Source organism: Bradyrhizobium sacchari, from assembly GCF_002068095.1.
Lineage (GTDB): Bacteria > Pseudomonadota > Alphaproteobacteria > Rhizobiales > Xanthobacteraceae > Bradyrhizobium > Bradyrhizobium sacchari.
On the sequence record NZ_LWIG01000001.1, the window covers coordinates 680,996 to 705,755 of the forward strand.

Below are 24,760 nucleotides of genomic sequence, written 5' to 3' on the forward strand. Positions count from 1 at the left end.
GGGGCAGGTCGTGGCCGGCTTCGGCAAGGTCGAAAGCGCCCTGCGGGAAGGCACGGCCGAGGTCCTGATCCACGCCAGTGACGGGGCTGCGGACGGAATCCGCAAATTGGACATGCTGGCGCGTCAAAACGCCGGGAATCGCGGCGCCAGGCCGCAGATTCCCGTCGTCACCGCACTGAAATCGTTAGAATTGGATTTGGCACTGACCCGGTCAAATGTGATACATGCTGCGCTGCTCGCGGGCCCGGCGAGCAGGTCATTCCTGTCACGTAGCCAGATGCTGGTCCGATACCGGATGGCGGACGATGACAAGATTGCCGAAAAGCACGGCCAGGATTTCTGAGAGACACCGACGAACCGATCTGACGGTGCGGCAACGCACAACACTGATAAATCAGGATTAGGACTGCTGAATGGTTGATACCAAGACCCCTGGCGACAAGAAGCTGAGCGTTCCGAGCAAGACGCTATCGCTCAAGCCGCGCGTCGAAACGGGTACCGTGCGCCAGAGCTTCAGCCATGGCCGCAGCAAGCAGGTCGTGGTCGAAAAGCGCGGCAAGCGCCGCATCGGCGACGGCCCGGAGCCGCACGCGCCTGAGGTTGCTGCAAAGCCGGCGCCGGCTGCGCCTGCTCCGTCGCGTCCGGCGCCGCCGCCCCCGCCCCGCAATGCCGGTTCCGGTGTGGTTCTGCGCACCCTGACCGAGGACGAGCGCTCGGCCCGTGCCAGCGCGCTGGCCGATGCCAAGCTGCGCGAGGTCGAGGAACGCCGCCAGGCCGAGGAAGAGGCCCAGCGCCGCGCAGTGCGCGAGGCCGCCGAACGCGCGGAGCGCGAGGCCGCCGAGTCGCGCCGCAAGGCCGAGGAAGAGCGCCACCGTCACGAGGACGAAGCCAAGCGGAAGGCCGAGACCGAGGCCAAGAAGCGTTTTGGCGAGGGCGAGCAGCCGGCATCTTCCGCCGCGCGCCCCGCAACCGCGGCGCCGGCCGCGCCTGCGCCGCGCCCCGGCGCCCCCACGCCCCGCCCCGGAACCCCGGCATCACGCCCGGGAACCACGACGGCACGTCCCGCCTCGACGACCGCGCAGCGTCCGGGTGGACCGGCAGGTCGCGGCCCCGCAGTTGCGGCCGAACCGGACGAGGACGAGGCTCCGCGCCAGATCCGTCGCGGTCCCGGCGGCGCCGCGCGTCCTGCGGCGGCCCCCAAGACCACCCACAAGCCCGGCCCGCAGAAGGAGCGCGGCCGCCTGACCGTCGTCACCGCGCTCAATGCCGACGAGGTGCGCGAGCGCTCGATCGCCTCGTTCCGCCGCCGCACCCAGCGCCTGAAGGGCCATGCCTCGAACGAGCCGAAGGAAAAGCTGGTCCGCGAGGTCACGATTCCGGAAGCGATCACCATCCAGGAGCTCGCCAACCGTATGGCCGAGCGCGCGGTCGACGTCATCCGCATGCTGATGAAGCAGGGCGCGATGCACAAGATCACCGATGTGATCGACGCCGACACCGCGCAGCTGATCGCCGAAGAACTGGGCCACACCGTCAAGCGCGTTGCGGCATCGGACGTCGAAGAGGGCCTGTTCGACACGGTCGATGATTCCACCGACACCGAGACGCGCTCGCCTGTCGTGACCGTGATGGGTCACGTCGACCACGGCAAGACGTCGCTGCTCGATGCGCTTCGCCACGCCAACGTGGTCTCGGGCGAAGCCGGCGGCATCACCCAGCACATCGGCGCTTATCAGGTGGTGTCGCCCGAAAGCGGCAAGAAGATCACCTTCATCGACACGCCCGGCCACGCCGCGTTCACCGCGATGCGCGCCCGCGGCGCCAAGGTCACCGACATCGTCGTGCTGGTGGTCGCCGCCGATGACGGCGTGATGCCGCAGACGATCGAAGCCATCAACCACGCCAAGGCGGCGCGGGTGCCGATCATCGTTGCCATCAACAAGATCGACAAGCCGGATGCCAAGCCCGAGCGCGTGCGCACCGAGCTGCTCCAGCACGACGTGCAGGTGGAATCCTTCGGCGGCGACGTCGTCGACGTCGAGGTGTCCGCCAAGAACAAGACCAATCTCGACAAGCTGCTCGAGATGATCGCGCTGCAGGCCGAAATCCTCGACCTGAAGACCAACTCGCAGCGTCCGGCCGAAGGCACCGCGATCGAGGCCAAGCTCGACCGCGGCCGCGGTCCGGTCGCGACCGTCTTGGTCCAGCGCGGCACGCTCCGTGTCGGCGACATCATCGTCGCCGGCGCCGAAATGGGCCGCGTCCGCGCGCTGATCTCGGATCAGGGCGAGACCGTGCAGGAGGCGGGTCCCTCGGTGCCGGTCGAGGTGCTCGGCTTCAACGGTCCGCCCGAAGCCGGCGATCGTCTGGCCGTGGTCGAGAACGAAGCCCGCGCCCGCCAGATCACCAGCTACCGTGCGCACCAGAAGCGCGAGAACGCGGCGGCCTCGATCTCCGGCATGCGCGGCTCGCTCGAGCAGATGATGTCGCAATTGAAGACGGCGGGCCGCAAGGAATTCCCGCTGATCGTCAAGGCCGACGTGCAGGGCTCGCTGGAAGCCATTCTCGGCTCGCTGGAGAAGCTCGGCACCGACGAAGTCGCCGCCCGCATCCTGCATGCCGGCGTCGGCGGCATCTCCGAATCCGACGTGACGCTCGCGGAAGGTTTCAACGCCGCGATCATCGGCTTCAGCGTTCGCGCCAACAAGGAAGCTGCCGCGGCCGCCAAGCGCAACGGCATCGAGATCCGCTACTACAACATCATCTACGACCTCGTGGACGACGTGAAGAAGGCGATGAGCGGCCTGCTCGCGCCGACCCTGCGCGAAACCATGCTGGGCAATGCCGAGATCCTGGAGATCTTCAACATCTCCAAGGTCGGCAAGGTCGCCGGCTGCCGCGTCACCGACGGTACCGTGGAACGCGGCGCCAATGTGCGCCTGATCCGCGACAACGTCGTCGTGCACGAAGGCAAGCTGTCGACGCTGAAGCGCTTCAAGGACGAAGTGAAGGAAGTCCAGGCCGGCCAGGAGTGCGGCATGGCCTTCGAGAACTACCACGACATGCGCGCAGGCGATGTCATCGAGTGTTATCGCGTGGAGACGATCCAGCGCTCCCTGTAAGTCCAAATCTTACCGAAGCGTTCGGATCTTTTTGAACTGAAATTGCGGGAGTGCGATGGCCGGATTTTTTCCGGCCATCCACGCCTCTTCGTTTCAACAGGCAAATGACAATGCTCGTGTCCCAAACGCGGGCACGACGAGGTGATTTCCAGACTATGCCCCGCCACCACCAGAAGAAGAGTTCCGCGCCCGGCGGCTCGCAGCGTCAGTTGCGCGTCGGCGAGCAGGTTCGCCATGCGATGGCCGAGATTCTGGCGCAAGGCAACGTGCATGATGCTGATCTCGAGGGTCACATCATCACCGTGCCGGAGGTACGGATGTCGCCCGACCTGAAGCTCGCAACAATCTACGTGATGCCGCTCGGTGGCCGCGACACCGGGATCGTCATCGCTGCGCTCGAGCGCAACAAGAAATTCCTGCGCGGCGAAGTCGCGCGGCGCGTTAACCTGAAATTTGCACCTGACATTCGCTTCCGCGTCGACGAGCGATTCGACGAAGCGGAACGGATCGAGAAGCTTTTGCGAACACCTGCGGTGCAGAAGGACCTCGAAAACGACCTGGAACAGGATCCGGATTCGGATCGGGAAGAAGAGCAATGACGATGGACCCGGCTCACGGCACGATCGACGGCAACGACGCCGATCAGCGCGATGTGCAGAAAAATAATTTTGCGGAGATGGGCGGCAATTCTCAGCCGCATCAGGAGCCGCGCCGCGTCAACAACGATCCGCGCGCCAAGCAGCAGAAGGGCAACCAGCCGCGTCGCGACCGGCGCGACGTCCATGGCTGGGTCGTGCTCGACAAGCCGATCGGCATGACCTCGACGCAGGCTGTCGCGGTGCTCAAGCGCCTGTTCAATGCCAAGCGCGCGGGACACGCCGGTACGCTCGATCCGCTCGCCTCGGGCGGCCTGCCGATTGCGCTTGGAGAGGCCACCAAGACGGTTCCCTTTGTGATGGACGGCCGCAAGCGCTACCAGTTCACCGTGTGCTGGGGCGAGGAGCGCGACACCGACGACATCGAGGGCCGGGTCACCGCGACCTCAGACCAACGACCGACCCGGGAGGCCATTCTGGCCCTCCTGCCCCGCTTCACCGGGGTGATCGAGCAGATCCCGCCGCGTTATTCGGCCATCAAGGTCCAGGGCGAGCGGGCCTATGACCTCGCCCGCGACGGCGAGGTCGTGGAGCTGGCCCCCCGCCCGGTCGAGATTCACCATTTAACTCTTGTAAATCAACCAGATAACAACCGGGCCGTATTCGAGGCCGAGTGCGGCAAGGGCACCTATGTCCGGGCGCTCGCCCGCGATATGGGCCGGATTCTCGGCACTTACGGCCATATCTGCGCGCTCCGGCGGACCCTGGTCGGCCCATTTGGCGAAAACGACATGATTCCGCTGGATCAGCTGGAGGCTTTGTGCGATAGAGCCGCGTCCGGCGAGGGCAGCCTCGCCGACGCGCTTTTGCCCGTTGAGACCGCGCTGGACGACATCCCGGCACTGGCCGTCACTCGGGCTGATGCGGCAAGGCTCCATCGGGGCCAAGCCGTTTTGTTGCGCGGACGGGATGCGCCCACTTGTAGCGGCACAGTCTATGTCACGGTGGCAGGCCGTCTTTTGGCGCTTGCCGAAGTTGGCAATGGCGAAATCATCCCCAAGCGTGTGTTCAACCTGACCGGCTTGACTGCCTCAACCGGTCGCAACGAGAGAAATTGACGATGTCGATTGCCGCAGAACGCAAAGCGGAAGTCATCAAGACGAATGCCACCAAGGCCGGCGACACCGGCTCGCCCGAGGTTCAGGTTGCGATCCTGTCGGAACGCATCAACAACCTCACCAACCATTTCAAGACCCACGTGAAGGACAACCATTCGCGTCGCGGCCTCTTGAAGCTGGTCTCGACCCGCCGCTCGCTCCTCGACTATCTGAAGAAGAAGGACGAGGCGCGGTACAAGGCGCTGCTCGAGAAGCACAACATTCGTCGTTAACAGTTCCTGCGCGCGCCACTGGCGCGCGTTTTCGCGCGTGGCTTCGAACGAAAGCATTTGCTTAAAGGTTTTTGATCGAGGCTGCGTGCGCGTCGGGTGCGAGCCAACAATCCTTCGCATCCGGGGCACGACCGAAGACCACGGTTCGGTGTTCGCGTTCGTGCCGACTGACAGTCCAGCAGCAATCCGGCGGCTGGGCACAACGGGCAAGGCGCCCGTATGACCCGAAAGGATGGACGCCATCCGACATCCAAAAACCATGGCAGGATCGCAGGACGCTGATCACCCGCTCCGATCAGCGCCCCGCAATCTTGCGCATGGTTTTTGTTTTTCGAAGCGTCCCTTCTTTCGAGAACCCATGAAAGAAGACCTCTATGTTCACTAAGCATTCAGTCGAGATCGACTGGGGCGGACGCCCCCTCAAGCTCGAAACCGGCAAGATCGCCCGCCAGGCAGACGGCGCCGTCATCGCCACCTATGGCGAGACCGTGGTGCTCGCCACCGTCGTCGCGGCGAAGGCGCCGCGCGAAGGTGTCGACTTCCTGCCGCTGACCGTCGACTACCAGGAGAAGACCTACGCTGCGGGCCGCATTCCCGGCGGCTATTTCAAGCGCGAGGGTCGTCCGACCGAGAAGGAGACGCTGGTCTCCCGCCTGATCGACCGTCCGATCCGTCCGCTGTTCGTTGACGGCTGGCGCAACGAGACCCAGGTGATCGCCACCGTGCTGTCGCACGACATGGAGAACGACCCCGATATCGTCGCCCTGGTGGCATCGTCGGCTGCGCTGACGCTCTCCGGCGCACCGTTCAAGGGCCCGATCGGCGCTGCGCGCGTCGGCTTCGCCAATGACGAGTTCATCCTCAACCCGACCCTCGACGAGATGGTCGACACCCAGCTCGACCTGGTCGTCGCTGGCACCGCCGACGCCGTGCTGATGGTGGAATCGGAAGCCAAGGAGCTGAACGAAGACATCATGCTCGGCGCCGTGATGTTCGGTCACCGCCACTTCCAGCCGGTCATCAACGCGATCATCGAGCTCGCCGAGAAGGCCGCCAGGGAGCCGCGCGAAGTCACCGTGATCGACAACGCCGCGCTCGAGAAGGAGATGCTGGGCCTCGTCGAGCAGGAGCTGCGCGCCGCCTACGCCATTCCGGTCAAGCAGGATCGCTACGCCGCGGTCGGCAAGGTCAAGGAAAAGGTGATCGCCCACTACTTCCCCGAAGGGCAGGAGCCGAAATACGACAAGCTCCGCGTTGCCGCCGTGTTCAAGGAGCTGGAAGCCAAGATCGTTCGCTGGAACATCCTCGACACCGGCAAGCGGATCGACGGCCGTGACGTCAAGACCGTGCGCAACATCGTCGCCGAAGTCGGCGTGCTGCCCCGCGCCCACGGCTCGGCGCTGTTCACCCGCGGCGAGACCCAGGCGATGGTCGTGACCACGCTCGGCACCGGCGAGGACGAGCAGTACATCGACGCGCTGTCGGGGACGTACAAGGAAACGTTCCTGCTGCACTACAACTTCCCGCCCTTCTCGGTCGGCGAGACCGGCCGCCTCGGCGGCACCAAGCGCCGCGAGATCGGCCACGGCAAGCTGGCCTGGCGCGCGATCCATCCGGTGCTGCCGCCGCATCACGAGTTCCCCTACACGGTGCGCGTGGTCTCGGAGATCACCGAATCCAACGGCTCATCGTCGATGGCTTCGGTCTGCGGCGCCTCGCTCGCGCTGATGGATGCCGGCGTGCCGATGAAGCGGCCGACCGCGGGCATCGCGATGGGCCTGATCCTCGAGGACAAGCGCTACGCGGTGCTCTCGGACATCCTCGGTGACGAAGATCATCTCGGCGACATGGACTTCAAGGTCGCCGGCACCGAGCAAGGCATCACCTCGCTCCAGATGGACATCAAGATCGAGGGCATCACCGAGGAGATCATGAAGGTCGCCCTCGGCCAGGCCAAGGAAGGCCGCATCCACATTCTCGGTGAGATGGCCAAGGCGCTCACCAACGCCCGCGCCGAGCTCGGCGAATACGCGCCGCGCATCGAGACCTTCAAGATCCCGACCGACAAGATCCGCGAAGTGATCGGCACCGGCGGCAAGGTGATCCGCGAGATCGTCGAGAAGACCGGCGCCAAGGTCAACATCGAGGACGACGGCACCGTGAAGGTCGCCTCCTCCGACGGCGAGGCGATGAAGGCCGCGATCAAGTGGATCAAGTCGATCGCGTCCGAGCCCGAAGTCGGCCAGATCTATGACGGCACCGTCGTCAAGGTGATGGAGTTCGGCGCCTTCGTGAACTTCTTCGGCTCCAAGGACGGTCTCGTTCACATCAGCCAGCTCGCGGCGAGCCGCGTGCAGAAGACCTCCGACGTCGTCAAGGAAGGCGACAAGGTCAAGGTCAAGCTGCTCGGCTTCGACGACCGCGGCAAGACCCGCCTGTCGATGAAGGTGGTCGATCAGACCACTGGCGAAGACCTCGAGGCCAAGGACAAGGCCGCCGAGGGCGAGAAGGCCCCGCGCGAAGCGGCTGGCGAGTAAGCTTCGTTACGATCCGAAAAAAGAAGGGCGGCCGAAAGGCCGCCCTTTTTGTTTGTGCCCGGGGAGCGCTCCCTCTCCCGTTTGCGGGAGAGGTTGCACCAAGCCCGAGGCGAGATCCGGCTAGCTCACGCCGCGAGATCGTAGCGGTCGAGGTTCATCACCTTGGTCCAGGCCTTGGCGAAGTCCTTGACGAACTTCTCCTTGGCGTCCGAGGTCGCATAGACCTCGGCGAAGGCGCGGAGCTGCGAGTGCGCGCCGAAGATGAGATCGGCGCGGGTGCCGGTCCACTTCACCGCGTTGGTCTTGCGGTCGCGTGCCTCATAGGTGCCATCGGCAACCGGCGTCCACTGCGCGCTCATGTCGAGCAGGTTGACGAAGAAGTCGTTGCTCAGCGTTCCCACCTTGGCGGTGAGGACGCCGTGCTTCGAGCCGTTCGCATTGGCACCGAGCACACGCAGCCCGCCGACCAGCACGGTCAGTTCGGGGCCGGTGAGCTTGAGCAGCTGCGCGCGGTCGACCAGGGCTTCTTCCTGCTGCAGGAACTGCTGACGCTTGCCGACGTAGTTGCGGAAGCCATCGGCCCGGGGCTCGAGCGGCGCGAACGACTCCGCGTCGGTCTGCTCCTGCGAGGCGTCCATGCGGCCCGGCGTGAAGCCGACCTTCACGTCGACGCCGGCATCCTTGGCGGCCTTCTCGACCGCGGCGGTGCCGCCGAGCACGATCAGGTCCGCGAGCGAGACCTTCTTCGCGCCGGACGACGCATTGAAGTCCTTCTGGATCGCTTCGAGCTTGCCGAGCACCTTCGAGAGCTGAGCCGGCTGGTTCACCTCCCAATCCTTTTGCGGAGCAAGACGGATGCGCGCCCCGTTGGCGCCGCCGCGCTTATCCGAACCGCGGAACGTCGAGGCCGACGCCCAGGCGGTCGAGACCAGCTCGGACACCGACAGGCCTGAAGCCAGGATCTTCGTCTTCAGCGCAGCGATGTCCTGGTCGTTGGCCAGCTCGTGATCCACGGCCGGAATCCGATCCTGCCAGATCAGCGGCTCCTTCGGCACCAGCGGGCCGAGATAGCGCTGGATCGGGCCCATGTCGCGATGGGTCAGCTTGAACCAGGCGCGGGCAAAGGCGTCCGCAAACTGATCGGGGTTTTCGAGGAAGCGGCGCGAGATCTTCTCGTAGGCCGGATCCATGCGCAGCGACAGGTCGGTCGTCAGCATGGTCGGCCGATGCTTCTTGGATTTGTCGAAGGCGTCGGGGATGATCGCCTCGGCGCCCTTCGCCGTCCACTGGTTCGCACCGCCGGGGCTCTTCGTCAGCTCCCATTCGTACTTGAACAGGTTCTCGAAGAAGTTGTTGCTCCACTTCGTCGGCGTGGTCGTCCAGGTCACCTCGAGACCGCTGGTGATGGAATCACCCGCGAGACCCGAAGCGTGCTTGCTCTTCCAGCCGAGACCCTGATCCTCCAGTGCGCCGGCTTCCGGCTCCGGTCCGACCAGCGAGGGATCACCCGCGCCATGGGTCTTGCCGAAGGTGTGGCCGCCGGCGATCAGCGCCACGGTCTCTTCGTCGTTCATCGCCATGCGGGCGAAGGTCTCGCGAATGTCCTTGGCCGCGGCAACCGGGTCCGGCTTGCCGTTCGGGCCTTCCGGGTTGACGTAGATCAGGCCCATCTGCACGGCGCCGAGCGGCTCGGCGAGCTGGCGTTCGCCGCTATAGCGCTCATCGCCAAGCCAGGTGCCTTCCGGCCCCCAATAAAGCTCTTCCGGCTCCCACACGTCGGCGCGGCCGCCGGCGAATCCGAAGGTCTTGAAGCCCATCGATTCCAGCGCGACGTTGCCGGCGAGCACCATCAGATCGGCCCAGGAGATCTTGCGGCCGTATTTCTGCTTGATCGGCCAGAGCAGGCGGCGCGCCTTGTCCAGGTTGGCGTTGTCGGGCCAGCTGTTCAGCGGCGCAAAGCGCTGCTGACCGGCGCCGGCGCCACCGCGCCCGTCGGTGATGCGGTAGGTACCCGCGCTGTGCCAGGCCATGCGGATCATCAGGCCGCCATAGTGACCGAAGTCCGCCGGCCACCATTCCTGCGAATCCGTCATCAGCGCGGTCAGGTCCTTGATGACCGCGTTCAGGTCGAGCGACTTGAATTCCTTGGCGTAATCGAACTCCTCGCCCATCGGATCGGACAGATCGGAATTCTTGTGCAGCATCTCGATGCTGAGCTGGGTTGGCCACCAGTCGCGGTTCACGCGCGTGGGTTTTCCGCCCGAAAACGGGCACTTCGAAGTGTCATCCATGATTACCTCCTCTGGTGGCGTCCGACGGCGCCTTTGACCAGGTGGAAGCACTCTAAGCGGCGCCTCCGATCAGGGGAAGTTGACTTTAGTGATCGCTGCGATAGGATTTTCTTATGATAAACCTGACGCTGCGCCAGCTCCGGTATTTCGATGCGCTGGCGCGCCACGGTCATTTCGGCCGTGCGGCGGAATCCTGTTCGATCTCGCAACCGGCCCTGTCGATGCAGATCAAGGAGATGGAGGAGACGCTCGGCGGCCTGTTGCTGGAGCGCAGCGCGCGGCAGGTCACGCTGACCCGGTTCGGCGAGGAGCTTGCCCAGCGCGTCCGTGAGATCCTGCGCTCGGTTGACGAGCTCGGCGATTTCGCTCGCGCCTCACGGGACCGCTTCGCTGGCCGCCTGCGCATCGGCATGATCCCGACCATCGCGCCGTATCTGCTGCCCAAGATCACCAAGAACCTCACCCGCATGCATCCGGAGCTCGACATCCGTGTGCGCGAGACGATGACGCCGCGGCTGATCCAGGAGCTGGTGGAGGGCCGGCTCGACACTGCCATCGTCGCGCTGCCGGTGTCGGAGCCCTCGCTCACCGAGGTCGCCCTGTTCGAGGAGAAATTCCTGCTGGTCCGGCCGGGCGCAGATGAGGGAACGCCGGCACCGTCGCGGGAGATGATGCGGGAGATGCGGCTGTTGCTGCTCGAGGAGGGACACTGTTTCCGCGATCAGGCGCTGTCGTTCTGCAACATGCAGTCCGCGCCGCCGCGCGAGATGCTGGACGCCAACTCGCTGTCGACGCTGGTGCAGATGGTCAGCGCCGGCATCGGCGTGACGTTGATTCCGGAGATGGCGGTGCCGGTGGAGACGCGATCGGCCTCGGTCTCGCTGACGCGCTTTCGCGACCCGCAGCCCTCACGCACCATCGGCATGGTCTGGCGCAAGACCAGCCCGCTGGCCCGGCAGCTGCTGCAGATTTCCGAGGTGGTGTGCCTGTCGGCCGGCAAGGTGCGTGCACGGCAGACCGTGCGCAGCCACCGGGCTTAGGCTCAGATGCCGAAACCTATCATCCGTCTCGCACGCGCCGACGAGTATGACGAGGTCGGTCGCGTGTGGATGGAGAGTTGGGTTTCGACCGGGCTTGCCGAAGCCAGCAACTTCCTGCTCGCGAACCTGCGCGCGCGTGTCAGGCGCGAGATCGAGGACGGCTGGACCCTATTCGTCGCCGACGACAATGGCACCATCGCCGCGATGCTGGCCCTGCATCTGCCAAACCTCTATCTCGACCAGCTCTTTGTCACGCCTGGTTACCAGGGCCAATCGCTCGGCCGGCAATTGCTCGCCTTCGCCCGCACGCAAATGCCTGATGAGATCTACCTGCGTTGTGTACGCGAGAACGAAAAAGCCTGGCGCTGGTATGAGCGCGAAGGTTTTGTGTTCGAGAAGGAGGAGGTCGCGACGGCAACCGGCTTCATGATGAAGTGCTATCGGTGGAAACGGCCATAGGAGAGGAGAGGACCAAGCTACTTGCCGCCTTGAGCCAATCGACCTGGATGTTGTCGGCAGAGCATCCGTGCGCCTATCGGCTCTTACATTGCGAATCCGCGGCGGACAGGCAATGAATGCGGCCTTGCCATGCCTCGTGCCAATGAAAGGTCCCGCGCCATGATCAAGCTCTATTGGTCGCCCCGTTCGCGCTCGTTCACGACGCTCTGGCTGATGGAGGAGAGCGGGCTGCCCTATGAGCGCGTGCTGACCGACATCTCGACCGGCGCGCAGAAGGCGCCGGACTATCTCAAGATCAATCCGATGGGCAAGGTGCCGGCGCTGACCGACGGCGATGCCGCGCTCGGCGAGGCTGCAGCGATCTGCGCCTATATCGCCGACCGCTATCCGGAGACGAAGCTCGCGCCTGCCGTGACCGATCCGCAGCGCGCGCGCTATTTGCAGTGGCTGTTCTTCTCGCCCGGCTGCATCGAGCCCGCCATCATCCAGATTTTTACCAAGATCGAGATCCCGACCTCGACCGCAGCCTGGGGCAGCGCGACGCAGGTGTTTGACGTGCTGGAAGCCGCGCTTGCAAAGGGACCGTGGATTCTCGGCGAAAAATTTTCCGCCGCCGACGTCACGATCGGCTCGGGCCTGAATTTTGCCGTGCGCCTGTTCAAGATGGTGCCGTCGCGCCCGGCCTTCGATGCCTACCTCGCGCGCTGCATGGCGCGGCCGGCGTTCCAGCGCGCCGAGAAGATCGCGGCGGGCTAGTCTGGCGATTTCAAATCGTCCGGCCTCGGCATCAGGACGATATTGTAGCCGGAATCGACGTAATGAATCTCGCCGGTCACGCCGCCGGAGAGATCCGACAGCAGATACAGCGCCGAGCCGCCGAGCTCGTCGAGCGTGACGCCGCGGCGAAGCGGCGAATGCTTCTGCATGAAGGCGAACATTGCCCGCGCCTCGCCGATGCCGGAGCCGGCGAGCGTGCGGATGGGACCGGCGGAGATTGCATTGACGCGGATGCCGCGCGGTCCGAAATCCGAGGCGAGGTAGCGCACCGAGGCTTCCAGCGCGGCCTTGGCGACGCCCATCACGTTGTAGTTCGGCATCGCGCGTTCCGAGGCGCCGAAGGTCAGCGTGATCATGCTGCCGCCTTCCGTCATCAGCTCGGCGGCACGCTTTGCGACTTCCGTGAACGAGAAACAGGAAATCACCATGGTGCGCGAAAAATTCTCGCGGCTGGTGTCGGCGTAGCGGCCCTTCAGCTCGTTCTTGTCGGCAAAGCCGATGGCGTGGATCACGAAGTCGAGCTTGCCCCACTTTTCGCGGAGCACGGCGAAGGTGGCATCGACGCTGGAAATGTCCTCGACGTCGCAAGGCAGCACCAGATCGACGCCGAGCTGCTCCGCCAGCGGCTTGACGCGCTTGCCGAGAGCCTCGCCCTGGAAGGTGAAGGCGAGCTCGGCGCCGTGGGCATGCAGCGTCTTCGCCATGCCCCAGGCGATCGAATGATCATTGGCGATGCCCATGATCAGACCGCGCTTGCCTTTCATCAAACCTTCCATTGCCTTGCGGCTCCTATCATTCCCACGTCATCGCCCGCGCATGCCGGCGATCCAGTATTCAAGAGACAGCAATTACAGGCCGAGAAGCCGCGGTGTGGGGCTCACACATCCAGCCGGCTGAACACCAGCGTGGCATTGGTGCCGCCGAAGCCGAAGGAGTTCGACAGGACGGTGCCGATTTTGACGTTGTCGATGCGCTTGCGCACGATCGGCATGTCGGCGAACACAGGATCGAGCTCCTGGATGTGCGCGCTCTCGCAGATGAAGCCGTTGTTCATCATCAGCAGCGAGTAGATCGCCTCTTGCACGCCGGTCGCGCCCAGCGAATGGCCGGTCAGCGCCTTGGTCGCCGAGATCGGGGGGCACTTCTCGCCGACGCCGAACACTCTTCGGATCGCCTCGATCTCCGGCGGATCGCCGGCCGGCGTCGAGGTCGCGTGCGGATTGATGTAGTCGACCTTGGTCTTCACCGTGGACATCGCCATGCGCATGCAGCGCTCGGCGCCCTCGCCCGACGGCGCGACCATGTCGTGGCCGTCCGAGGTCGCGCCATAGCCGACGATCTCGCCATAGATGCGCGCGCCGCGCGCCTTGGCATGCTCGAGCTCTTCCAGCACCAGCACGCCGGCGCCGCCGGCGATGACGAAGCCGTCGCGATTGACGTCGTAGGGGCGCGAGGCGGTGGCGGGGGTGTCGTTGTATTTCGAGGACATCGCGCCCATGGCGTCGAACAGCACCGACAGCGACCAGTCCAGCTCCTCGCAGCCGCCCGCGAAGATGACGTCCTGCTTGCCGATCTGGATCGTCTCATAGGCGTTGCCGACGCAGTGGTTCGACGTCGCGCAGGCCGAGGAGATCGAATAGTTCACGCCCTTGATCTTGAACCAGGTCGCGAGCGTCGCGGAGGCCGTCGACGACATCGCCTTCGGCACTGCAAACGGTCCGACGCGCTTCGGTCCCTTGGTGCGGGTGATGTCGGCGGATTCGACGATGGTGCGGGCGGACGGACCGCCGGAGCCCATGATGATGCCGGTGCGGATGTTGGAGACTTCGTCAGCCGACAGGCCGGAATCCTGGATCGCCTGCTCCATCGCGACGTGATTCCACGCCGCGCCCTGACCGAGGAAACGCATCGCTCGGCGGTCGACCACCGTGGACGGATCGAGCGTCGGCTCACCTTGCACCTGCGAACGGAAGCCGAGCTCGGCATATTTCTCAGCCCGCGAAATGCCCGACTTCGCCTCGTGAAGGCTCGCAAGCACTTCCTGGGTGTTGTTTCCGATGGACGAAACGATGCCCATTCCGGTGACCACAACCCGCCTCATGACAGCCTCGCCTAAATCGTTGTCTTTCTTGGTGATGCGCCTCAGCCCAGGCTCGTGCCCTGCTTGAACAGGCCGACCTTCAGATCCTTGGCGCGATAGATAATCTGGTCATCGACCGAAAGCCACCCGTCGGCGATACCGAGCACGAGCTTTGAGCGCATCACGCGCTTCATGTCGACGTTGTACACAACCTTGCGGGCCTCGGGCAGCACCTGGCCGCTGAACTTCAGCTCGTTGAGGCCGAGCGCGCGACCGCGACCTTCGCCGCCGATCCAGCCCAGATAAAAGCCGACCATTTGCCACAGCGCATCGAGACCGAGGCAGCCGGGCATGACGGGGTCGTTCTTGAAGTGGCAGCCGAAGAACCAGAGGTCAGGCTTCACATCGAGCTCGGCGCGCACCAGTCCCTTGCCGAACTCGCCGCCGTTGTCGTTGATTTCCGTGATGCGGTCGAACATCAGCATCGGCGGCAGCGGCAGCTGGGCATTGCCCGGGCCGAACATCTCGCCGCGCGCGCATGCCAGCAAATCCTCGTATTCGTAACCGTTGCGCCTGTTCAGCATGCACGAGCCTCTGTTCAAATTCCGGTTGAGCGGCGTTCTTTGGCGAAAATGGGCCCCGTCTCGGTCGAAGAGCAACGCCAATGGCCGTCGTCAGGCGCAGCTCCCGCAAGCCCCGGATGAACGGCGGACCGGGCTTCCATGCCCGTTGCGCCAAAATCGGCTAAGCGGAACCGCGGGCTCTCTAACACAGGCTATTTCAGTGGCAAAGCGCTCTCATGAAGGTAAAATGACGGGTCCCTCGCCCGGTTCCAGAGCTGATTAGAACCTCTCTAGTTGCGAGAAACTTGCATCTGCATCTTTCTGTTCTTATATTGCAAAGAGATATTGTTCACGCGTGCCCGAAATCTGGAAATGAGCGAGAATACCGCGCCCCATCACGACGATGACGTCCAAGCCGCGGCCCTCCTGTCCGGCCGCCAGCCGGCCCTGACCGGCTGCCCTTGGCACGACGTTAACGAAATGCTCCAGTCCGCCGGGCTGCGTCCGACGCGCCAGCGGATGGCGCTCGGCTGGCTCCTGTTCGGCAAGGGTGCGCGCCACCTCACGGCTGAAATGCTGTACGAGGAAGCGACGCTCGCCAAGGTCCCGGTGTCGCTGGCGACCGTCTACAACACCCTGAACCAGCTCACCGATGCCGGCCTGCTCCGCCAGGTCAGCGTCGACGGCACCAAGACCTATTTCGATACCAACGTCACCACCCACCACCACTACTACCTCGAGAACAGCCATGAGCTGGTCGACATCGAGGATCCGCATCTGGCGCTGTCCAAGATGCCGGAGGTGCCCGAGGGTTACGAGATCTCCCGCATCGACATGGTCGTGCGCCTGCGCAAGAAGCGCTGAGATCGATCTACATCGCTGATTGGATCGTCATGGCCGGGTTCGTCTCGGCCATTGTCGTTTGCACCGTCATTCCGGGATGGTCCGAAGGACCAGACCTCAGGTGCGCAATTGCGCACCGGCGAATCTCGAGATCCCGGGTTCGATGCTAACGCATCGCCCCGGGATGATCCTTCGGGTTAATTCACCTGCTCGTCCGAATAGACGCCCCAGAGGCGTTCCTGCTGGATCCAGCCGTCAAAGCCGTTGCCGATGACGCGACACCAGTTAGCAGAGCACTTCTTCACCTGCGTGACGACACCGGCCTGGAGCCTGGCCGCAACCGCGCTGTCGGGATCGGCGCGGTCGTAGATCGGTGCGAGGTCGTCCTTGTGCTTCATGGTGACCACCGCGGTGCGGCGGCCCGACAGCAGCGAGTGATAGACCCACCCCTCGGCGCCTTCGGAATCGCGCACCCGGCGCCAGTTCTCGAATTCGGCGGTAATTTCGACCGGCAGGCCGGCTCGGGTATAGACCCAGGCCACGTCGTTGTCCTTGGTCGGGCCGGCCCGGACGTTGACGTGATCCGATTTGAGGCTGACATAGCGCGGCACGGGCAAGCCGCTGGCGGTCTGCGGGGTGTTGTCCTTCGCCGAATGCGAGGGGCCGACCGAGGCACTCAACCAGGTACAAACGAGCGCCATCACCGAACAAAAACGCCCCAACGCCATCAACCCGCCTCCTGTCGAGGACCCGGCACGCCGGACCCCCACCCCAAAACTCCAAAAACCCTGCCGCGTCGGTTCCTGACCCGCCCCACGCGGGTGTTCCGCCAAGCCTTGCCCGTGGTTCTTGTCTTGGCCCGGCCTTCTGCTAGAGAGGACGGACGCTTGAACAACCAGTTTGCCCCGATTTTCCAGCCTGGAAATGTCGGGAGAGCTTGAAGGAAACGCCGGGGACGACACGGCAAGGGCAGTGTCGAACAACCGGGTTAATGAGGCCTGAACGGCCGGCCTTTGGCGACAGAGGCGGCGTGCGGCGCCTCATGAGAGCAGGACATGTCGGTGAAGAAAAAGCCCCTCGTCGTGGTGACCCGCAAGCTGCCGGATTCGATCGAGACGCGGATGCGCGAGCTGTTCGACGCGCGGATCAATCTCGACGACACCCCGATGTCCCCTGAGCAGATCGCGGAAGCCGCGCGCACCGCCGACGTGCTGGTTCCGACCGTCACCGACCACATCAGCGCCGATGTCGTGAACCAGCCCGATTGCAAGCTGCGCCTGATCGCGAATTTCGGCAACGGCGTCGACAATATCGACGTCGAGGCCGCACACGCCCGCGGCATCACGGTCACCAACACGCCAAAAGTCCTGACCGAGGACACCGCCGACATGACCATGGCGCTGATCCTGGCCGTGCCGCGCCGGATGATCGAAGGCGCCTCGATCCTGACCGACGGAAAACCCTGGCCGGGCTGGTCGCCGACCTGGATGCTCGGCCACCGCATCGGGGGAAAACGCCTCGGCATCATCGGCATGGGCCGCATCGGCCAGGCGGTGNGGCGCGCCCGCGCCTTCGGCCTGCAGATCCACTATCACAACCGCCGTCCCGTCGCCCCCAAGATCGCCGAGGAGCTTGGCGCGACCTATTGGGAAAGCCTCGACCAGATGCTGGCGCGGATGGACATCATCTCGGTGAACTGTCCGCATACGCCGGCGACCTATCACCTACTGTCGGCGCGGCGGCTGAAGCTGATCCGCAAGGACGCCTATATCGTCAACACCGCGCGCGGCGAGGTCACCGACGAGGACACGCTGATCAAGCTGATCGAAGGCGGCGAGATCGGCGGCGCCGGCCTCGACGTCTACGAGCACGAGCCCGCGGTGAATCCAAAACTGGTGCGGCTCGCCAAGGCGGGCAAGGTGACGCTGCTGCCGCATATGGGCTCGGCCACGATCGAGGGCCGCGTCGAGATGGGCGAGAAGGTGATCATCAACATCCGCACCTTCCTCGACGCCCACAAGCCGCCGGATCGCGTGCTGCCGAGCATGCTGTAGAGGGGCCGCGCGCTACTCGCGGTGCGCGCTTAGATCCTCGAACACAGGCCCGTCGCCGTTGAGCGGATTGGCGGGATCGCGCCCATAGCGCAGCGTCTCGAAGCGCATCGCGCGCGCATCGATCATCAGCAGGCGGCCGACCAGGCCGTCGCCGAAACCGACGATCTCGCGGATCGCTTCCAGCGCCATCATCGAGCCGAGCACGCCGGCGAGCGCGCCCATGACGCCGGCTTCCGCACAGGCCGGCACCGTTCCGGGCGGCGGCGCCTCCGGAAACAGGCAGCGATAGGTCGGGTTGAATTCGCCCTGCTCGTTCCTCTCATGCCCGCGGATGGTGGTGAGCGAGCCGTCGAATGTACCGAGCGCCGCCGTGATCAGCGGTCGCTTCGCGAAGAAGCAGGCGTCGGAGACGAGATAGCGCGTCGAAAAATTGTCGGAGCCGTCGAGCACGAGATCGTAATCGCCGATCAGGTCGAGCGCGTTGTCGGCGTTGAGCCAGGTGGCGTGGCCGACGAAGCGGACATGCGGATTGAGCGCGGCGATGCGCTCGGCGGCGCTCTCGACCTTGTGCCGGCCGATATCTGGCGTGGTGTGGATCACCTGGCGCTGCAGATTGGACAGCGACACCACGTCGTCATCGACCACGCCGAGCGTGCCGACGCCGGCCGCGGCCAGATACATCAGGGCGGGCGCACCGAGACCGCCGGCGCCGATCACCAGCACGGAGGCCTTCTTCAGCGCGGCCTGCCCCGGGCCGCCGACATCGCGCAGCACGATATGGCGGGCATAGCGTTCGAGTTCGTCCGGGCTCAGCATCGTCGTCCTTCGTTCTCTCAAACCCTCATGGTGAGGAGCGCGGAACGCGCGTCTCGAACCATGAAGGCCCCGATCTCGCCTGCAGCCATCCTTCGAGAGGCGCCTTCGGCCGCTCCTCGGGATGGGAGCCTGCGGTCCTGGCCTCTTCGCCACCTGAACCACCGCAACATTGTTCGCGACCAACGAGATGTGCTTGAATGGCATTGCGTTCAATGGGCTGGCTGGATTTGTCATGAGATCGATGCTTGCGGCAACACTGATGTTGGCGGCCGCCACAGGCGCCAACGCCCAGATGACGGCGCCGCAGGTCCCCGGCACCAGGCCGAAGCCGGTCCAGACCGTCCCGGTCCGCCCGCCGGCAGTCCAGACGGCGTCGGAAACCGCCGATGCCATGGCGCAGGCCGAGCGCCTGTCGCTGCAGTCCGACCTCGCCTGGGTCGGCGAATATAACGGCGCCATCACCGGCGACGTCAGCGAGCGCATGGTCAACGCGATCAAGGAGTACCAGAAGAAAAAGGGCGGCAAGCCCACCGGCGTGCTCAACCCGCAGGAGCGCGCCGCGCTTGCCGAGACCGCACGGCGGAAGCAGGACGGCGTCGGCTGGAAGATCGTGACCGAGATGACCAGCGGCGCGCGGCTCGGCATTCCCTCAAAGCTGGTGCCGCAGCAGGCGACCGACGCCAACGGCTCGAAATGGACCTCACCGACCGGGACAGTGCAGGTGCTGCTCAGCCGCCGCAAGGAAGCGAACCCGAGCACCGCAAAACTCGCGGACGCCGAGAAGAAGGAGCCCACCGGCCGCAAGGTCGACTACACCGTGGTGAAGCCCGACTTCTTCGTGCTGTCGGGTTTGCAAGGTCTGAAGAAATTCTACGTGCGCGGCACCTTCAAGGGCGACGAGGTCCGCGTCATGACGATCCTCTACGACCAGGCGATGGAGAATACGGTCGAGCCGGTCGTGATCGCGATGTCGAGCGCGTTCAATGCGTTTCCGTCCACCCCGGTGGCCGGACCGCCGCCGCGCAAGAATGTCGAATACGGCACCGGCCTCGTCGTCAGCGAGGACGGCGCGATTCTGGCCGACCGCCTCGTCACCGATAGCTGCCTTGCGATCACCATCGCAGGCTTCGGCAGCGCCGACCGGCTCGCCGAGGACAGGGAGCACGATCTCGCGCTGCTGCACATCTACGGTGCGCGGGGCCTGAAGCCGCTCAGCCTCGCCAGTGGCGCAGCGAAGACGAGTGTCGATGTCGTCGGTATCGCGGATCCCCAGAGCCAGGGCGGCGGGGCCGGCGTGTCGAGCGTCAAGGGCGCGCTGGCGCCGGTCACATCGAGCGATTCCGCACTGGCTCCGCCGCCGGCGGTCGGATTCTCCGGTGGCCCGGCCATCGACGCCGACGGCAAGTTCGCCGGCGTCGCACTGCTGAAGCCGGCGATAGTCGCGGGGCCCGCGACAGCAGTGCCGGCATCGCAGGCGGTGATGGTCTCGGCGGAGACGGCGCGCGATTTCCTGAAAGCAAATGGCGTGACCGCGAACGGCACATCGGCCGATGCGAAAGCCGCCGTCGTGCGTGTCATCTGCGTGCGGAAGTAAACCGGGCGACAATCACAATCTCTCGTGTCGATCGGCACACATCGCACGTACGACTACGGGTTCAGTATTGGTACGGATTAGCTGGCATTCCCGATTCGGCCATCATCGTTACCGTTGATTCGGACATCCGCGATCCCCTTTGGATCGGGCAGGGCACGTCCTGAGCGAGAAGAGCTCAGCATCGAGAAGCGATGCACGTTCGCGTGGCGTTTCCCTAAGACCCAGCACTCCAAAGGATTGATCTTCAAATGCATACGATCGTACTGGCCACCCAAAAGGGCGGCAGTGGCAAGAGCACGCTTGCCATCGGCCTCGCGCTGGCGGCCAAGCAGGCCGGCTTCACCGTCCGCCTGATCGAGACCGACCCGCAGGGCACCCTGTCCAACTGGCAGCGCCGCCGCACCACCGAGGATCTCGTGGTCGAGCCGATCTATCACGCCGCCGATATCGGGCCGCGCCTGAAGATGCTCGCTGACAGCGGCCTCCAGCTTGCGATCGTCGACACCGCAGCCGGCCTTTCCGCCGCCACCACCGCCGCGATCCGTCATTCCGATCTCTGCCTGATCCCGGCCCGCCCAAGCGTCGCCGACATCGAGGCCACCGCCTCGACGCTGAGCGTCGCGCGCGCCTGGAGGCGTCCCTACAGCTTCGTGCTGAACCAGACCCCGATCCGCGGCCAGCGTATCGACAACGCCGCCAACACCCTCGCCGAGGAAGCCGCGCTCGACCTCGCGGACGTGCTCGCACGTCCCCTGATCGTGATGCGTAACGACCACCAGGACTCGCTCGCCAGCGGCCTCGCGGTCAGCGAATTCGCGCCGCACGGCAAGTCGGCCGCCGAAATCCGCGGCCTCTGGCGCTGGATCGAGACCCGGCTCGAGCTCAAAGCCACGACCAATGTCCTGATCGACCAGGTCATCTCGGCTGCAGACGGCATGCTGCACGTCGCCACCGAGCTTGCGGCGGACGAGACCACGACACTGGCGTGCTGAGCGGGCGATCGCTTAACGACAGCAGGTCCTTCACCATCCGGAAGGGCCCCAGCGACGAAGCAATCCGCCCCCAGCCCGGCCGAATTGCTTCGCTTCGTGTTTGAGGACGAGAAACCATCCTCCTCGTCATTGCGAGCGCAGCGAAGCAATCCAGAGTCTTTCCGCGGAGGGGTTCTGGATTGCTTCGCTGCGCTCGCAATGACGGGCGTGGTTAGATCGTCGCCTTCGCTGAAACTCACGGTCTCGCGGCGGCAGGCCTGACGGTTACTTCTGACATTTCGGACACCAGAAGGTCGAGCGGCCATTCTGGGTGAAGCGCTTGATCGTACCGTCACAGCGTGGCGTCGTGCATTTCTCGCCTTCGCGGTCGTAGACCTTGAACGAATGCTGGAAATAGCCGAGCTCGCCGGAAGTCTGGCGATGGTCGCGCAAGCTGGAGCCGCCGGCCTTGATGGCATCGTTCAGCACGGTGTGGATCGCAGTGACCAATCTCTTCGCGTGATCGGTCGGCTCGCCCTTCTTGGTAGACAGCGTCGCGGCGATCCGCCGCGGTGACAGATGCGAGCGATGCAGCGCCTCGCAGACATAGATGTTGCCAAGGCCGGCGACCACGCGCTGGTCGAGCAGCGCGGCCTTCAGATTCGTCTTCTTGCCTTCGCAGGATCGGGCCAGCATCGCGGCGTCGAACGCATTGCCGAGAGGCTCGGGACCGAGCCCGCGCAATAGCGGCTCGTCCTCAAGCGCGTTGCGCGCGATCACTTTCATGTAACCGAAGCGGCGCGGATCGTTGAAGACGATGTCCGCGCCGGAGGACATCCGAAACAGCACGTGGTCGTGCGCGGAGTCCTTGCCCTTTGGATAGTGAAACTCGCCCGGCGCGGCCTTGTTGTCTGGCTTGATGACGCGGAACGAGCCCGACATGCCCAAATGCATCAGCAGCACGTCGCCGGAGGCGAGATCGGCCATGAGATATTTTGCCCGGCGGCCGAGCCCCGTGACGACCTGCCCCTTGAGCCGGGCCACGAAATCCGGCTGGAACGGAAAGCGCAGGTCCGGCCGGCGGGCCTCCGCGACAAGGATTTTCGCACCTTCCATGACGGGCTGAAGGCCGCGGCGGACGGTCTCGACTTCGGGCAATTCAGGCATGGTCAGGCATTCACCTTATGAGGGCGGTGTGATAGCGCCATTGCGGCGGGCAGGCTATGGTCCGCCTCGTGGAGTAGAGTAATGGATCGGCCGGGCGAAACCACGCATTTTGGCTTCAAAGACGTTCCCCTGGGGGACAAGCAAACGCTGGTGAACGATGTGTTTCACAGCGTTGCGTCGCGCTATGACCTGATGAACGACCTGATGTCCGGTGGCCTGCACCGGATCTGGAAAGACATCATGATCAACGCGCTGGACCCGCCGCGGAGCGACCGGCCGTTCGCCCTGCTCGACGTCGCCGGCGGCACCGGCGACATCTCGTTCCGTGCCGCCAAGGCGGCTGGCCCCGGCTTCCACGCCACGGTCTGTGACATCAATTCCGACATGCTCGCGGTGGGGCGTGAGCGCGCCGCCAAGCGCCATCTCGAAACCCAGGTCGATTTCGTCGAAGGCAACGCCGAGGCGCTCGCCTTCGCCGACCGCAGCTTTGACGCATATACGATCGCCTTCGGCATTCGCAATGTGCCCCAGATCGACCTTGCCCTGCGCGAGGCCTATCGCGTGCTGAGACCTGGCAGCCGCTTCCTGTGCCTGGAGTTCTCCACCGTCGAGATGCCCGGGCTCGACAGGCTTTATGATCTGTTCTCGTTCAAGGTGATCCCGCCGCTCGGCCGCATGGTCACGGGCGACGCCGAATCCTACCAATATCTCGTCGAATCGATCCGCAAGTTTCCGAAGCCTGCCGCCTTCGCCGACATGATCCGCGAGGCCGGCTTCTCCCGCGTCAGCTGGCAGACGCTCTCCGGCGGCATCGTCGCACTGCATTCGGGCTGGCGTTTGTGATTTCTGCCATCACCCACATTGCGCGCCTGATCCGCGCCGCCTTCGTATTTGCGCGCGAAGGCGTGTTCGGCTCGGTCGATCCGAGCCTGGTGCCGCCGCCGGGACAGCTCGCGCTGAAGCTTGCGCGCATCGTTGAGCGCCGTAGCACCAGGCACGGTCCACGAATCTCCCGCGCGCTGACACGGATGGGCCCGGCCTATCTCAAGCTTGGCCAATTCCTGGCAACGCGCCCCGACGTGGTCGGCGTCATCATGGCGCGCGACCTCGAAAGCCTCCAGGACCGCCTGCCGCCGTTTTCGCAAGCCGAGGCGGAAGCCGCGATCACCACCTCGCTTGAGCGGCCGCTGAAGGACGTGTTCGCGAGCTTCGGCCCGCCGGTCGCGGCTGCCTCGATCGCGCAGGTGCATCGCGGCGAGGTGCTGCGCGACGGTATTCGCAGGCCGGTCGCGATCAAGGTGCTGAGGCCGAACGTCGCCGCGCGTTTCCGCCGCGACCTCTCCGATTTCTTCTTCGTCGCGCACAAGGCCGAGGCCTATTCGTCCGAGGCGCGCCGGCTGCGCCTGGTCGAGGTCATCAACACCATGTCGCGCTCGGTCGCGATGGAGATGGACCTGCGGCTCGAAGCAGCCGCGCTGTCCGAGATGGCGGAGAACACGCGCGACGATCCCGATTTCCGCGTACCGACCGTCGATTGGGACCGCACCACGCACAACGTGCTGACGATGGAGTGGATCGACGGCATCGCGCTGAACGATCACAAGCGCCTTGCAGAGGCGCAGGTCGACCTGCCCGATCTCGGCCGCAAGGTGATCCAGAGCTTCCTGCGGCACGCCTTGCGCGACGGCTACTTCCACGCCGACATGCACCCCGGCAATTTGTTCCTCGATGAGGCCGGCCGCCTCGTCGCGGTCGATTTCGGCATCATGGGCCGGCTCGGGATGAAGGAGCGGCGCTTCCTCGCCGAAATCCTGCTCGGCTTCATCACCCGCGATTATCGCCGCGTGGCGGAAGTGCATTTCGAGGCGGGCTATGTGCCCTCGCACCACTCGGTGGAGAATTTCGCGCAGGCCATCCGCGCCATCGGTGAGCCGATCCACAACCGCACCGCTGAGGAAATCTCGATGGCGCGGCTCTTGACGCTGCTGCTCGAGGTCACCGGCCTATTCGACATGACGACGCGGCCCGAACTGATCCTGCTGCAGAAGACCATGGTCGTGGTCGAAGGCGTGGCGCGCGGCTTCGATCCCAGGCTCGACATCTGGAAGGTCGCCGACCCCGTGGTGCGCGAATGGATCGAGCGCAATCTTGGTCCGATCGGTCGCATCGAGGGCGCGCTCGCCGGGACCGGCGACATTGCGCGCGTGCTGATGCGCCTTCCGGAGATCGCGGAGCGCTCGGTAAAGGTCCTCGAGCAGCTCGAGACCATGACCCGGGAGGGTTTAAGACTGTCGCCGGAGAGCATCGCGGCGATGGGCCGCAGCGAGGGCCGCAAGAACCGCTGGCGCACCGTGGCGCTCTGGATCATCGCGGCGACCTTTATCGGGATCCTGATCGCCGTCCGGAATCTTTGATTGCACTGCAATCATGAGGGTGATAGCATCGCTATCATCCCGTGCT

The 24,760-nt window shown here is 64.8% G+C and carries 21 protein-coding genes and 2 pseudogenes; 16 read left to right on the top strand and 7 right to left on the bottom strand.

What is annotated here, in order from left to right; all coding sequences use genetic code 11:
* The 6 genes and pseudogenes from A5906_RS43735 to pnp all read left to right on the top strand — a co-directional run.
* A pseudogene (locus A5906_RS43735) lies at positions 1-343 on the top strand (DNA-binding protein); the annotation flags it as partial.
* 70 nt (positions 344-413) lie between these two features.
* The gene (gene infB / locus A5906_RS03120) at positions 414-3,122 is read left to right on the top strand and encodes a translation initiation factor IF-2 (protein ID WP_080133770.1); all 2,709 of its coding nucleotides are present in this window, start codon (positions 414-416) and stop codon (positions 3,120-3,122) included.
* Positions 3,123-3,277: 155 nt separating this feature from the next.
* A complete protein-coding gene (rbfA, locus tag A5906_RS03125; RefSeq protein WP_080133771.1) occupies positions 3,278-3,721 on the top strand; it encodes a 30S ribosome-binding factor RbfA in 444 nt (147 codons plus the stop codon).
* Positions 3,718-4,836, top strand: a complete 1,119-nt coding sequence (gene truB / locus A5906_RS03130; protein ID WP_080133772.1) for a tRNA pseudouridine(55) synthase TruB — start codon at positions 3,718-3,720, stop codon at positions 4,834-4,836. The genes rbfA and truB overlap by 4 nt, the downstream gene beginning before the upstream one ends.
* A gap of 2 nt (positions 4,837-4,838) precedes the next feature.
* Positions 4,839-5,108, top strand: coding sequence for a 30S ribosomal protein S15 (gene rpsO / locus A5906_RS03135; RefSeq protein ID WP_008540131.1), 270 nt, complete (start codon positions 4,839-4,841; stop codon positions 5,106-5,108).
* A gap of 374 nt (positions 5,109-5,482) precedes the next feature.
* Positions 5,483-7,645, top strand: a complete 2,163-nt coding sequence (gene pnp / locus A5906_RS03140; protein ID WP_080133773.1) for a polyribonucleotide nucleotidyltransferase — start codon at positions 5,483-5,485, stop codon at positions 7,643-7,645.
* Positions 7,646-7,770: 125 nt separating this feature from the next.
* Here pnp and katG read toward each other — a convergent pair whose 3' ends face one another.
* Positions 7,771-9,936 carry a catalase/peroxidase HPI gene (gene katG / locus A5906_RS03145; protein WP_080133774.1) on the bottom strand — a complete coding sequence of 722 codons (2,166 nt, stop codon included), beginning with the start codon at positions 9,934-9,936 and terminating at the stop codon, positions 7,771-7,773.
* Between the two features lie 113 nt (positions 9,937-10,049).
* On the opposite strand from katG, the gene A5906_RS03150 reads away from it, so the two are divergent.
* From A5906_RS03150 to A5906_RS03160, 3 genes are all read left to right on the top strand, one after another.
* Positions 10,050-10,976, top strand: coding sequence for a hydrogen peroxide-inducible genes activator (locus A5906_RS03150; protein WP_080133775.1), 927 nt, complete (start codon positions 10,050-10,052; stop codon positions 10,974-10,976).
* A gap of 6 nt (positions 10,977-10,982) precedes the next feature.
* A complete protein-coding gene (locus A5906_RS03155; protein WP_080133776.1) occupies positions 10,983-11,435 on the top strand; it encodes a GNAT family N-acetyltransferase in 453 nt (150 codons plus the stop codon).
* A gap of 159 nt (positions 11,436-11,594) precedes the next feature.
* Complete coding sequence (locus tag A5906_RS03160) at positions 11,595-12,191, top strand: glutathione S-transferase family protein (protein WP_080133777.1); 597 nt, start codon at positions 11,595-11,597, stop codon at positions 12,189-12,191.
* Here the strand turns inward: A5906_RS03160 and fabI are convergent.
* From fabI to fabA, 3 genes are all read right to left on the bottom strand, one after another.
* Complete coding sequence (gene fabI, locus A5906_RS03165; RefSeq protein ID WP_080133778.1) at positions 12,188-12,988, bottom strand: enoyl-ACP reductase FabI; 801 nt, start codon at positions 12,986-12,988, stop codon at positions 12,188-12,190. The genes A5906_RS03160 and fabI overlap by 4 nt on opposite strands.
* Positions 12,989-13,089: 101 nt before the next feature.
* A complete protein-coding gene (fabB, locus tag A5906_RS03170) occupies positions 13,090-14,313 on the bottom strand; it encodes a beta-ketoacyl-ACP synthase I (protein WP_080133779.1) in 1,224 nt (407 codons plus the stop codon).
* 41 nt (positions 14,314-14,354) lie between these two features.
* Positions 14,355-14,876 (bottom strand): bifunctional 3-hydroxydecanoyl-ACP dehydratase/trans-2-decenoyl-ACP isomerase, encoded by a 522-nt coding sequence (fabA, locus tag A5906_RS03175; protein ID WP_080133780.1) that lies wholly within the window; start codon positions 14,874-14,876, stop codon positions 14,355-14,357.
* Positions 14,877-15,227: 351 nt separating this feature from the next.
* Between fabA and irrA the strand changes: the two genes are divergently transcribed.
* Positions 15,228-15,719, top strand: a complete 492-nt coding sequence (gene irrA, locus A5906_RS03180; RefSeq protein WP_080133781.1) for an iron response transcriptional regulator IrrA — start codon at positions 15,228-15,230, stop codon at positions 15,717-15,719.
* Between the two features lie 176 nt (positions 15,720-15,895).
* Here irrA and A5906_RS03185 read toward each other — a convergent pair whose 3' ends face one another.
* The gene (locus A5906_RS03185; RefSeq protein WP_080133782.1) at positions 15,896-16,426 is read right to left on the bottom strand and encodes an SH3 domain-containing protein; all 531 of its coding nucleotides are present in this window, start codon (positions 16,424-16,426) and stop codon (positions 15,896-15,898) included.
* Positions 16,427-16,753: 327 nt separating this feature from the next.
* On the opposite strand from A5906_RS03185, the gene A5906_RS43740 reads away from it, so the two are divergent.
* Together A5906_RS43740 and A5906_RS43745 are read left to right on the top strand one after the other, a co-directional pair.
* A partial coding sequence (locus A5906_RS43740) for an NAD(P)-dependent oxidoreductase (protein ID WP_283807655.1) occupies positions 16,754-17,254 on the top strand: 501 nt, incomplete at its 3' end.
* Position 17,255: 1 nt separating this feature from the next.
* Positions 17,256-17,752, top strand: a pseudogene (locus A5906_RS43745) (NAD(P)-dependent oxidoreductase); the annotation flags it as partial.
* Positions 17,753-17,764: 12 nt separating this feature from the next.
* Here A5906_RS43745 and A5906_RS03195 read toward each other — a convergent pair.
* On the bottom strand, positions 17,765-18,568 hold the full coding sequence (locus A5906_RS03195; protein ID WP_080133784.1) for a HesA/MoeB/ThiF family protein: 804 nt from the start codon (positions 18,566-18,568) through the stop codon (positions 17,765-17,767).
* Between the two features lie 232 nt (positions 18,569-18,800).
* Here A5906_RS03195 and A5906_RS03200 point away from each other — a divergent pair, with 232 nt between their 5' ends.
* On the top strand, positions 18,801-20,162 hold the full coding sequence (locus A5906_RS03200) for a serine protease (protein ID WP_080134048.1): 1,362 nt from the start codon (positions 18,801-18,803) through the stop codon (positions 20,160-20,162).
* A gap of 248 nt (positions 20,163-20,410) precedes the next feature.
* A complete protein-coding gene (locus A5906_RS03205; RefSeq protein ID WP_080133785.1) occupies positions 20,411-21,154 on the top strand; it encodes a ParA family protein in 744 nt (247 codons plus the stop codon).
* Between the two features lie 264 nt (positions 21,155-21,418).
* Here the strand turns inward: A5906_RS03205 and mutM are convergent, their stop codons facing one another.
* The gene (gene mutM / locus A5906_RS03210) at positions 21,419-22,300 is read right to left on the bottom strand and encodes a bifunctional DNA-formamidopyrimidine glycosylase/DNA-(apurinic or apyrimidinic site) lyase (RefSeq protein WP_080133786.1); all 882 of its coding nucleotides are present in this window, start codon (positions 22,298-22,300) and stop codon (positions 21,419-21,421) included.
* An 81-nt stretch (positions 22,301-22,381) separates the two neighbouring features.
* Between mutM and ubiE the strand changes: the two genes are divergently transcribed.
* Positions 22,382-23,143 (top strand): bifunctional demethylmenaquinone methyltransferase/2-methoxy-6-polyprenyl-1,4-benzoquinol methylase UbiE, encoded by a 762-nt coding sequence (gene ubiE / locus A5906_RS03215; protein WP_080133787.1) that lies wholly within the window; start codon positions 22,382-22,384, stop codon positions 23,141-23,143.
* On the top strand, positions 23,140-24,714 hold the full coding sequence (gene ubiB, locus A5906_RS03220) for a 2-polyprenylphenol 6-hydroxylase (protein WP_080133788.1): 1,575 nt from the start codon (positions 23,140-23,142) through the stop codon (positions 24,712-24,714). Before ubiE ends, ubiB begins: the two co-directional genes overlap by 4 nt.
* The last annotated feature ends 46 nt before the right edge of the window (positions 24,715-24,760 follow it).